The following is a 9,456-nucleotide window of genomic DNA, read 5'->3' as shown; positions in this document are numbered from 1 at the left end:
ACGCCCGCGCCCGCCTCGGGCCCCCCCCCCCCCAACTAGCGCGGCCGCGTGAGCGGCGGCCCCCCATGCGGCCCCCCCCCCCCCCCCACCGCCCCCTCCCCCCCCGGCGGGGCACGCCGGGCCGGGTCGACGCCCGCCCCTGGCCCGAGCCGGTCGCCCGCCTCGTACGCCTCGGTGACGTCCTCGAGGCGGTCGAGGGCGCGCTCGCGGGCCTGGCCGACGGTCTGGTTGGTCACCGAGACATGGACGAGCGCGCCGAGCAGCGCGGCGAGCGCACAGCACATGACCGCGATGAAGAGCGCGGCCTTCCAGGTGAGGGTCGCCGTCCAGGCGGGGAGCCGCGGCCCGCGCGGCTGTGCGTGGCTCATGCGGAGTCGCTCGGGGACGGCGTGGGGCTGGGCTTCTCGGTGGGACTCTCCGCCGGCTTCTGCGTCGGCCTCTGCGTCGGCTTCTCGGAGGGCTTCGGCGACGGGGCGTCCGTGGACCGTACGATCTCGTCGCTGGTCGGCAGCATCGTCTTCTGGTGGGAGTCCCAGGACCAGACGGTGCGGTACTCGTACCCCGGCTGGCTGGAGACGGCGCGGACGATCACGTCATGGCCGGCCAGCTCGACGCCGAGCACCGCGTCGCCCGTCTCCATGATCTGGGTCAACTGCCGCTTCTCCAGGGCGTAGGCGCGGATGTTCAGATTCTCGTCGTGCCCCTCGACCAGCCGGATGCCGACGATCAGGTCGTCCTTCCCGTCGCCGGTGAGATCGCGGTAGTACGCCTTGAGCACGGGGCAGTCGCGGGTGTCGTGGCCGCAGGTCCGGAGCTTGGCGAGGGTCTCCTTGTAGGTGCCGTCGGAGCGGCTGTACAGACCCGGGTTCTTGTCGAAGTCGATCCGGGCGACGGTGACCGGGTCGACCTTGTGCAGATCTCCGCCCGGTACGTCGACGCCCTTGACCGGCAGGCTCTCTATGACGCCGTAGTCCTCGGCGGGCGCCGACGGGGGCGGCAGGTTCGGCCACAGGTGGATGGGGCCGTCGGCGGTGGGCGTCGGGCCCGCGCTGCGCAGGTCGCCGGGGTCGCCGCAGCCGCCGGCCAGCAGAACCGCGGACAGGCTGAGGGCGGCGACGAGCGCGAGACGGCTCCGGTTCACTGCGCTCCTGCCTGCGTGATGGGCTACGCCACGAGATCGGCGTAGAGGATGATGTTGTCGGTGCGGTGACCATTCTCGATCGGTCCGCCGCAGGTCAGCAGGCGCAGCTCGGGCCGGTCGGTCGCCCCGTACACCTTATGGGTGGGGAAGTTCTCTTTGTCCACCTGCTGGATCTCCCGCACCTTGAATGTCGCGGTGCTGCCGTCGGCCCGCGGCACCTCGATCTCGTCCCCCATTCTGACCTTCGCCACATCCTTCATCAGCGCGGGGCCCCGTGCCGTGTCGTAGTGCGCGACGAGGACGGCCGCCCCCTTCTCGCCGGGGGTGACACCGCCGGTCCACCAGCCGGGCTCGTCCGCCTTGTCGACGGGCGGCACGTCGAGCGCTCCGTCCGCACCCACACCCAGGTCGAGCATCGACGTCGCGTCGACGCCGGCGGCCGGTATCCGCAGCCCCGTAGGCCGCGACTTCTCCAGCGGCGCCTGGGGCCGCGCGGCGGGAGCGGCCGCGGCGTTGTTCACCTTCACGTCGGGCGCGGGGGAGCCGGATCCCTGCCCGCAGGCGATCAGACCGACGCCGAGCGCGCCGGTCAGCGCGGCGGCGGCGACGATGCGGGCGGTGGGGCGGCGCTTGGCGGTGGCTTCTTCGGTGGCTGCTTCGGTGGGGGTGCTCACTTCAGGCTCCTACGGTGCGTGGGGGACTCCTGCGAGGTTAAATGTCCGCTATTGCAGCAATTCGGCGGCTGTGTAACGACGACCCATAGGTACGCGGGGCGACGGTCTGCGTATTGCCCAAGGCGCGCCCCGGCTGGTCCCATGGTCAAGGGGTGATGGCATGACAGGACTGCGCGTCATACCGGCCTGGCGCCACGGCCAGGAAAGGCTGTACGTCTGCCTCGCGGACGGCGCACACGTGGCCTGGTACGACAGGGAATCGGCCCGGGTGAACCTGCTGAGCGAGGACCGCAGGGATGATGTCCTGCAGGTCCTCGCCCCGTTCCTGACCGGCGGCTATTCGGTCGGCCCGCCACCCGTGCCGACCCCGTCCGAACTGGCCGGGCTCGCGCTCCACCCGGACGACGACCTCGCACCGAACCGGCCCGGCGAGGCACTCCTGATCGCTCTGGACCGCGACCCGGCGCCCGCCCGCAGGCTGCGCGCCGACCCGCGGCGCCGCGCGCTCGCGGCGGAGCAGGCGGTCGGCGAGGTGCTCGACGGGCTCGAAGCCGCGGGCTGGCACACCCTGCACTCGGTCCCGCTGCCCGGCGGTGCCCGCATCCACCATCTGGTGATCGGCCCCGGCGGCCTCTTCGGCATCCGTACGCTCGCGGCCCGCAAGCAGCGGGTGCGGATCGCCGACCCGATGGTCGCGGTCGGCCGCTCGGCACCGCAGCCGCTGCTGCGGGAGCTGCGCGCCGACGCGGACCGGGCGTCCTTCGCGCTGACCGCCGAGATCCGCCCGGTGCTCGCCCTCTCCGGGGCGGCGGACCTCGCCATGGCCGAGCCGCCGCGCGGGGTGCGGATCGTGCGCGACGAGGAGATCTCCTCGCTCGCGGGCACCGGCGGCGTCCTGAAACCGGCCGATGTGGCGGCGCTGCACGCGATGGCACGCGACCGCCACACCTGGCTGCGGCTCTAACTCCTCACAGGTTGTCCCCCCAGCCGCCCTGGATCATGGTCTGGAAGGCCCAGGCGCCGCCCCGCTTCACCAGGATGTCGGCGTACCGCAGCTGCTGCGTCTCGCCGTTCGCGGTCATGACCGAGTCGGTGAAGACCACGGCCATGGCGGGGGAGAGGAAGACGGGCGTGCGCGTGGACTCGAAGGTGATGTCCTCGCTCCCGTCGCCCATCACGTGCGTCATGGTCGCGACGAACTGTTCCCGGTCCCACTGCGCGGAGCGCCCGTCGCCCGCGGAGTCGTCGCTGACCAGGTTGAGCGGGAAGACGGCCAGATCGGCCATGCGCTCCACGTCGCGCTTGGCGCTGTGGGCGTCGTACTCGGCGAACCAGGCGGCCAGGCTCGCGCGGTCCTCGTCGGTCGGGACGTATCCGGTCTCGGGCAGGAAGGTCACGCGGTCTCCTAATCAAGCTTGACTACTTACGGAGGAAGGTATGCTCGATCCGGCCATTAGTCAAACTTGATTAGCTGTGGTGTGGGTCACTTCCCAGAAGTCGGTCTCCGTGCCCGTCAGCGGAAGCGGACCACCACCGCCGTCGCGTGCCGGGTCGTGTTCTGTCTGACCTCCACCGTGACGGGCGGGTCGGACGGCAGCGCGGCATAGGTGACATCGCCGATCCCGATGGCGGTCGCCGTCCCCTCGCCCTTCGCCTCGGGCAGCGCGGCCGCGGCGGCCGTCTGCAGCGCGGGAGTCAGCGGCGACGACACCACGGGCGTGCCGTCCCCCGGCAGCACGAGCACCAGCGCGTGCGGCCGGGCCGGGCTCCCGGTGAAGCCGATGACGGCCGCGTCCCGGGTGTCGCTGTGCCGCAGCTTCAGCCACGCGCGCGTGGCTCCCCGGTAGGCCCCGTCGAGCCGCTTGATCACCAGGCCTTCGACGCCGGTCGCGGTCAGGGTCTCGTACCAGGTCAGGGCGAGCTCGCGGTCGGTCGTCATCGGCACGGGCTGCAGGGGCGGGCCGAGCGGTCCGAGGATGCGTACGAGGCGTGCGCGCCGCTCCTCGTACGGCAGGGCGCGGCAGTCGTCGCCGTCCTCGGCGAGCAGGTCGAAGGCGGCGTACGAAGCGGGGAGTTCGCGCGCCAGCAGGGCGGCACGCGCGCGTGTGGCGTTGGCGCGCTGCTGCACGGCCCCGAAGTCGATGCCCTCCTCGACCCAGACGACGACCTCGCCGTCGAGCACGGTCCCCGCGGGCAGCCGGCGCGCGGCCTCGGCGAGGTCGGGGAACGCGGTGGTGACCAGCCGGCCCGACCGGGCCTGCAGCATCACCCGGCGGCGCTCGGCGATCACGACGAGCCGATGCCCGTCGAACTTGGGCTCGAAGGCCCAGCCTGCGCCGTCGGGCAGCGAGGTGACGGACTCGGCGAGGGCGACCCGCACCGGAAGGGTGATCATGAGGAACCCGATCGGGGGAGCGGCCGGGCGCGGTTCGCGTTGATCAGCGGGCCGAGCAGATCCCCGTACCGCTGGAGACGGGGCGCGATGTCCGCCGCCTGGAAGACGAGCTGCTCCGGGGCGCCGCACTGCTCCACTTCCTCCCAGGTCACCGGGGTGGAGACGGTCGGCTCGGGGCGGGCGCGCAGGGTGTAGGGGGTGGCGGTCGTCTTCGCCGCGGCGTTCTGGCTGAAGTCGACGAAGACCTTGCCGGGGCGCAGGTTCCTGGCCATCCGGTGGACGACGAGGGCGGGCAGCGCGCGCTCGGCGTCCTTCGCGAGTCCCTTCGCGTACGCGGTGACGTCCTCGGACGGCGTCGGCTCCAGCGGGCAGAGCAGGTGCAGGCCCTTGGATCCGGAGGTCTTCGCGTACACGTACAGGCCGTCGGCCCGGAGCCGGTCCCGCAGCCAGAGGCCCGCCCGGCAGCACTCGACGACGGTGGCGGGGGCGCCGGGGTCCAGGTCGAGGACGAGGCGGTCGGCGACGGCGGGGGCGTCCGCCTGCCACTGCGGGGTGTGGAACTCCGTGACGAGGTTGGCGGCCCAGATGAGGGTGGCGAGGTCGTTGACGACGATCTGCCGGGCGTTGCCGTCCGAGCGCGGGACGTCGGCGGTGCGTACCCAGGACGGGGTGCCCGGCGGCACGTTCTTGGCGAAGAAGCGCTGGCCGTCCGGGCCGTCCGGGAAGCGGAGGAAGGAGACCGGGCGGTTGTAGAGGTGGGCGAGGAGGGAGCCCGCCGTGCTGGCGTAGTAGTGCAGCATCTCGCCCTTGGTGAAGCCCGTGGCCGGGTACAGCACCTTCTCCAGATTGCTGAGGGCCAGCCGCCGCCCCTCCACCTCGGTGATCGGCGTCATACCATGAGAGTCGCATGAATCGGAACAAACCACCCCGAAAGTACTCCTCGGAAGTACTCCTCCACTGAGAGGCGCCTGACGTGCGATCCATATGGAACGGTGCGATCTCCTTCGGTCTTGTCAGCATCCCGATCAAGCTCGTGAACGCCACCGAGAGCCACTCGGTCTCCTTCCGGCAGATCCATCTGGAGGACGGGGGCCGGATTCGCTACCGCAAGGTGTGCGAGCTGGAGGAGAAGGAGGTGACGTCCGCCGAGATCGGCAAGGCCTACGAGGAGGCGGACGGGTCGATGATCCCGATCACGGATGCGGATCTGGCCTCCTTGCCCATTCCGACCGCCAAGACGATCGAGATCGTGGCCTTCGTGCCGGGTGACCGGATCGATCCGTTGCAGATGGACGCGGCGTACTACCTGTCGGCGAACGGGGTGCCCGCCGCCAAGCCGTACACGCTGCTGCGGGAGGCGCTGAAGCGCAGCCAGAAGGTGGCGATCGCCAAGTACGCGCTGCGGGGGCGGGAGCGGCTCGGGATGCTGCGGGTGGTGGACGACGTCATCGCGATGCACGGGCTGCTGTGGCCGGACGAGATCCGTGCCCCCGAGGGGGTCGCGCCCGAGACCGAGGTCAAGATCCGTGACGCGGAACTGGATCTGGCGGACGCCCTGATGGACACGCTCGGCGAGGTCGAGATGTCGTCCCTCCATGACGACTACCGCGCGGCGGTGGAGGAACTCATCGCCTCCAAGGCGGAGGGCAAGACCCCGGCGGAGCCGGCCGCTGCCGCTGCCGGTGGCGGCAAGGTCATCGACCTGATGGCCGCGCTGGAGAGCAGTGTGCGGGCGGCGCGGAGTGCGCGGGGCGAGGAGGAGAAGGAGAAGGAGGCCGAGGTCACGCCGCTGTCCTCGCGCCGGAAGCGGGCTCCGGCCGCGCCGAAGCAGGTGGGCGGGAAGAAGTCTGTCTCGGCGGCGAAGAAGACGGCCAAGAAGACGACCCCTACGAAGTCGACCGCCACGAAGTCGACCGCTACGAAGTCCACTGCCAAGAAGTCGACGGCGAAGAAGTCGACGTCCGCGACGAAGGCCGCGGCGAAGAAGGCTGTTCCCAAGAAGCGGGCCTCGGCTTAGTGGCCGTGCGGTGCAGTGGGCGCCGTGTGCGGGGGGCTTCGGTTGTGGGGCGGGGCCGCGCCGGTATGTCCGTACTCGCCATCTCGGTCCGAGCGTCTCGCTGCTTCGGCTCGCGAGTGCTGCGTGCCGTGCTCCGTGCGGACATACCGACACGTCCCCTCGCGTCTCGATGCCGGGTTCCGGGCCGTCTCTTCATGCGGTCGTGCAGGTGCCACAGGCCCGGGCCCGCCAGGTCCCGGCAGAGGACGCGGACCCGGCCTGGCGGGTACGGGGCGATCAGGTCCTGGATGAACACCTCGCGGCCGGGGCGCCGCGCGATCTCCTGGCGCAGGACATCCTGCAGCAGGTCACGGGCCTGGTTCACGTATACGCAGTCCAGCATCGTGCCGCTGTCGAAGCCGTGCCGGTAGCCGGTGCGGATCCCCTTGGAGGTCCTGCCCACCGTGCTCAACAGGGCGCGGATCACTGACCACTTGAGTCGGTTCGGTGGTGATGCCATGTCCGACAGCGTCGGTGGCAGGGGTCGCGGCGGATATCCGTCGGGTTACTCGGAACGCCTCTGAGTACCCCGGCTGGCGTCTTCAGGGTCGCCGGGAAGCCGTACGGCGGGAACTCTGGAGGAATGACCCAGGACAAGCAGACCGGATACCGGCCCGTCGTCTTCCGTGATCGTTCGGCGGGGTACGCCTTCCTGACCCGCTCCACCGCGTCGAGTGACCAGACGATCGAGTGGGACGACGGGGAGACGTATCCGCTGGTGGAGGTGGAGATCTCGGCGGAGAGCCACCCCTTCTACACGGGCCGGGCCCGTGCTGTGGACTCCGAGGGCCAGGTGGCGAAGTTCGAGCGGCGCTTCGGGGACGGGGCATGACCGAGCTGCGGGCGCTGGCGGCCGAGGCTTATGTGTACGGCTCCCCGATGGTGCTCGGCCTCGACGAAGTCGATCGCTTCACCCGCAAGGGCATGGGCTCGGTGGCGCCCGCCCCGTTCAACGAGTTCAGCCATGCGGGCGCGCTCGCCGGGCCCCGTGACACCTTCGTGAGCGTCAACAACGACACGCTGTACTCCATGGCGCAGATCGATCTGTCGGGCGGGCCGCTGCTGCTCACCGTGCCGGACACCGGGGGGCGCTACTACGTCCTGCAGTTCGTGGACGCCTGGACCAACAACTTCGCGTACGTGGGGCGTCGTGCGACCGGCACCGGGGCGGCGAGTTTTCTGCTCACGCCGCCGGGGTGGGAGGAGCTGGTGCCCGCGGGTGCCACCCAGATCTCCGTGCCGACCATGGTGGCGACGATCGTCGGGCGGTGGGCCTGCTCGGGGCCCGACGACGTGGCGGCGGTGCGGGAGCTTCAGGCGGAGACGCTCCTTGAGCCGTACTGGACGGCGTCCGGTGAGCCCGTGGGTCTGCCGACGCACGCGTACACCCCGGACGGCGAGCCGGAGCTGCTGTTCTTCGAGAAGCTGCGGGCGCGGATGGCGGCCTTTCCGCCCGCGGCGCCCGAGGTGGCGTACCAGCAGCGGTTCGCACCGCTGGGGCTGCTCGACCCGCAGAGCCCGTACGGGCAGGCCGCGCCCGAGCTGGCCGAGGCGCTGCGCGCGGGGTTCGCCGCGGGCAAGGAGCAGGTCGAGCAGGCCACGACCCAGGGCGAGAGTCCCGAGCAGAACGGGTGGAAGCTGGCGTATCACGCCTTCGACTACAACGCCGATCACTTCGAGGTCGGCACGCTCAAGGATCCCCAATGGGTGTGCAGGGACCGGGAGTTGGGGCATGCCATGCGTGCCGCGGCCGCCCGTGCCGGGCTCTGGGGCAATCACGGGTACGAAGCGGCGTACGCGATGACGTGGAACGACGAGGACGGCGAGCCGCTCGACGGGTCGCGCTCCTACACGCTGCGGTTCGAGAAGCCGCCGCCCGTCGACGCGTTCTGGTCGGTCACGATGTACGACCTGCCGGACTACTACCTGGTCGACAACCCCGTCGACCGGTACTCGATCGGCGATCGCACCCCGGGTCTCGCGTACGGCGACGACGGCTCGCTCACGCTGCGCCTGCAGGCCGGGCGGCCCGCCGACGACAAGACGGCCGCCAACTGGCTGCCCACGCCCGAAGGGCGCTTCCGTCCTGTGGTGCGGATGTACACGCCGCGCGCCGCGGTCTTCGACGGGACGTATCAACTGCCGCCGGTGCGCCGTGATCGGGAGGGTGCGGGCGGTCAGGGCTCGCAGGAGTCGTCGACGTAGGTGCGAGCGAGTGCGCTCGCGCGCTTGCACCAGTCGGAGAGCACGGCGATCTCCTCCGGTGTGTAGTCCGCGAAGAGTTCCTCGAGGAGTGAGTAGTACGGGCCGTAGACGCCCCGCACCCGCTCGGCCGCGGCCGGCAGGGCGGTGACGCGCACCCGGCGCCGGTCGGCGGGGTCCGGCTGCCGGGTGACGAACCCGCCGCGTTCAAGGCGGTTGATGATGCCGGTCACCGCGCCCGTCGTCACATGCGCGCGCCCGGCCAGATCGCCCGCCGTCACCGGGGAGTCCCCGGCCTGCAGGATGTACGAGAAGCAGGCGAGGTCCGTGACGCTCAGGCCCAGGTTGCGGGCGAACTCCTGCTGGCCGACGACGCTCGTCGTGACGAGGTCGTCCATCGCGCCGAGCACGTCCTGGACGGAGGCTGCGGGGCGCCGCTTGCCCTCCATTGAAACCCCTTAGCGCGTAAGATAAATTCCTCACTTGCTAAGGCATTGTAGGTCTTGCGCCGGTGGCTCGACCACGGCACGCCGTGGCAGGGGGGCACCGGCGGCGCGAGGAGGCAGGCACGTGAGCACGCACGACGACGGCCACACCATCGCCGGTTGGGTCGGCTGCACGATCGGCACGGTCGGGGCCCTGGTCGCCGGCATGGGTGTAACCGGCTGGGAGCCGGGGATCTGGCTTGGGCTCGGCATCATGGTGGTGGCCCTGCTCGTCACGTGGGCGCTGCACCTGGCGGGCTGGGGCAAGCCGTCGGGTCCACGTCCCGCAGGCCGCCGCACCTTCCGGACGAGGGACCACGCCGCGCGCGAGGGACACGACAACTGCGTCGGCTGCCGGTTGGCCGGGCGGCGCGGGGCGCGTGCGGGGGCCGTTTCCTAGAGCGGCGAACCCCGGGGTGGGGCGCGCCCGGCGCGCGGGGGGGGGCCCCCCCCCCCCGGCCCGCCCCCCGCCCCCCCGCCCCCCCGCCGGGCGGCGCCCGCGC

The 9,456-nt window shown here is 71.5% G+C and carries 13 protein-coding genes; 5 read left to right on the top strand and 8 right to left on the bottom strand.

The window, feature by feature from the left end:
* Positions 1-35 precede the first annotated feature (35 nt).
* The 3 genes from ACFWY6_RS38625 to ACFWY6_RS38615 are packed head-to-tail and all read right to left on the bottom strand — an operon-like array spanning position 36 to position 1,815.
* Positions 36-368: a hypothetical protein gene (locus ACFWY6_RS38625; RefSeq protein ID WP_384700597.1), complete on the bottom strand. Its 333-nt coding sequence runs from the start codon at positions 366-368 to the stop codon at positions 36-38.
* Positions 365-1,141, bottom strand: a complete 777-nt coding sequence (locus ACFWY6_RS38620; protein ID WP_384700595.1) for a hypothetical protein — start codon at positions 1,139-1,141, stop codon at positions 365-367. Before ACFWY6_RS38620 ends, ACFWY6_RS38625 begins: the two co-directional genes overlap by 4 nt.
* A gap of 23 nt (positions 1,142-1,164) precedes the next feature.
* Complete coding sequence (locus ACFWY6_RS38615) at positions 1,165-1,815, bottom strand: class F sortase (protein ID WP_384700594.1); 651 nt, start codon at positions 1,813-1,815, stop codon at positions 1,165-1,167.
* A 160-nt stretch (positions 1,816-1,975) separates the two neighbouring features.
* On the opposite strand from ACFWY6_RS38615, the gene ACFWY6_RS38610 reads away from it, so the two are divergent.
* On the top strand, positions 1,976-2,779 hold the full coding sequence (locus ACFWY6_RS38610; protein WP_384700592.1) for a nuclease-related domain-containing protein: 804 nt from the start codon (positions 1,976-1,978) through the stop codon (positions 2,777-2,779).
* A 4-nt stretch (positions 2,780-2,783) separates the two neighbouring features.
* Here ACFWY6_RS38610 and ACFWY6_RS38605 read toward each other — a convergent pair whose 3' ends face one another.
* The 3 genes from ACFWY6_RS38605 to ligD all read right to left on the bottom strand — a co-directional run bounded on the left by ACFWY6_RS38605 (position 2,784) and on the right by ligD (position 5,103).
* A complete protein-coding gene (locus ACFWY6_RS38605) occupies positions 2,784-3,212 on the bottom strand; it encodes a DUF4440 domain-containing protein (RefSeq protein WP_266870732.1) in 429 nt (142 codons plus the stop codon).
* A 116-nt stretch (positions 3,213-3,328) separates the two neighbouring features.
* Positions 3,329-4,210 (bottom strand): RNA ligase family protein, encoded by an 882-nt coding sequence (locus tag ACFWY6_RS38600; protein WP_384700590.1) that lies wholly within the window; start codon positions 4,208-4,210, stop codon positions 3,329-3,331.
* Complete coding sequence (ligD, locus tag ACFWY6_RS38595) at positions 4,207-5,103, bottom strand: non-homologous end-joining DNA ligase (protein ID WP_384700588.1); 897 nt, start codon at positions 5,101-5,103, stop codon at positions 4,207-4,209. The genes ACFWY6_RS38600 and ligD overlap by 4 nt, the downstream gene beginning before the upstream one ends.
* An 80-nt stretch (positions 5,104-5,183) precedes the next feature.
* On the opposite strand from ligD, the gene ACFWY6_RS38590 reads away from it, so the two are divergent.
* Positions 5,184-6,227: a Ku protein gene (locus ACFWY6_RS38590; protein WP_384700586.1), complete on the top strand. Its 1,044-nt coding sequence runs from the start codon at positions 5,184-5,186 to the stop codon at positions 6,225-6,227.
* Here the strand turns inward: ACFWY6_RS38590 and ACFWY6_RS38585 are convergent.
* Positions 6,127-6,726: a class I SAM-dependent methyltransferase family protein gene (locus ACFWY6_RS38585; RefSeq protein ID WP_384700584.1), complete on the bottom strand. Its 600-nt coding sequence runs from the start codon at positions 6,724-6,726 to the stop codon at positions 6,127-6,129. The two genes, ACFWY6_RS38590 and ACFWY6_RS38585, sit on opposite strands and share 101 nt — an antisense overlap.
* Positions 6,727-6,849: 123 nt before the next feature.
* Here ACFWY6_RS38585 and ACFWY6_RS38580 point away from each other — a divergent pair, with 123 nt between their 5' ends.
* The gene (locus ACFWY6_RS38580) at positions 6,850-7,098 is read left to right on the top strand and encodes a type B 50S ribosomal protein L31 (RefSeq protein ID WP_266870737.1); all 249 of its coding nucleotides are present in this window, start codon (positions 6,850-6,852) and stop codon (positions 7,096-7,098) included.
* On the top strand, positions 7,095-8,471 hold the full coding sequence (locus ACFWY6_RS38575; protein ID WP_384700582.1) for a DUF1254 domain-containing protein: 1,377 nt from the start codon (positions 7,095-7,097) through the stop codon (positions 8,469-8,471). The genes ACFWY6_RS38580 and ACFWY6_RS38575 overlap by 4 nt, the downstream gene beginning before the upstream one ends.
* Here ACFWY6_RS38575 and ACFWY6_RS38570 read toward each other — a convergent pair.
* The gene (locus tag ACFWY6_RS38570; protein ID WP_384700580.1) at positions 8,444-8,917 is read right to left on the bottom strand and encodes a MarR family winged helix-turn-helix transcriptional regulator; all 474 of its coding nucleotides are present in this window, start codon (positions 8,915-8,917) and stop codon (positions 8,444-8,446) included. The genes ACFWY6_RS38575 and ACFWY6_RS38570 overlap by 28 nt on opposite strands.
* 121 nt (positions 8,918-9,038) lie before the next feature.
* Here ACFWY6_RS38570 and ACFWY6_RS38565 point away from each other — a divergent pair, with 121 nt between their 5' ends.
* Positions 9,039-9,353: an HGxxPAAW family protein gene (locus tag ACFWY6_RS38565; RefSeq protein WP_384700578.1), complete on the top strand. Its 315-nt coding sequence runs from the start codon at positions 9,039-9,041 to the stop codon at positions 9,351-9,353.
* Positions 9,354-9,456: the final 103 nt, after the last annotated feature.

Origin of the sequence: Streptomyces sp. NPDC059037, from assembly GCF_042740015.1 — a bacterium.
GTDB lineage: Bacteria > Actinomycetota > Actinomycetes > Streptomycetales > Streptomycetaceae > Streptomyces.
Note: the sequence above shows the minus strand (reverse complement) of the source record. Positions and strands in the feature narration are given on the sequence as shown.

Excerpts from the sequence above, each read along its gene's own strand:
- ACFWY6_RS38625 (WP_384700597.1), bottom strand. The coding sequence starts at position 368 with ATGAGCCACGCACAGCCGCGCGGGCCGCGGCTCCCCGCCTGGACGGCG.
- ACFWY6_RS38610 (WP_384700592.1), top strand. The coding sequence starts at position 1,976 with ATGACAGGACTGCGCGTCATACCGGCCTGGCGCCACGGCCAGGAAAGG.
- ACFWY6_RS38600 (WP_384700590.1), bottom strand. The coding sequence starts at position 4,210 with ATGATCACCCTTCCGGTGCGGGTCGCCCTCGCCGAGTCCGTCACCTCG.
- ligD (WP_384700588.1), bottom strand. The coding sequence starts at position 5,103 with ATGACGCCGATCACCGAGGTGGAGGGGCGGCGGCTGGCCCTCAGCAAT.
- ACFWY6_RS38585 (WP_384700584.1), bottom strand. The coding sequence starts at position 6,726 with ATGGCATCACCACCGAACCGACTCAAGTGGTCAGTGATCCGCGCCCTG.
- ACFWY6_RS38580 (WP_266870737.1), top strand. The coding sequence starts at position 6,850 with ATGACCCAGGACAAGCAGACCGGATACCGGCCCGTCGTCTTCCGTGAT.
- ACFWY6_RS38575 (WP_384700582.1), top strand. The coding sequence starts at position 7,095 with ATGACCGAGCTGCGGGCGCTGGCGGCCGAGGCTTATGTGTACGGCTCC.
- ACFWY6_RS38570 (WP_384700580.1), bottom strand. The coding sequence starts at position 8,917 with ATGGAGGGCAAGCGGCGCCCCGCAGCCTCCGTCCAGGACGTGCTCGGC.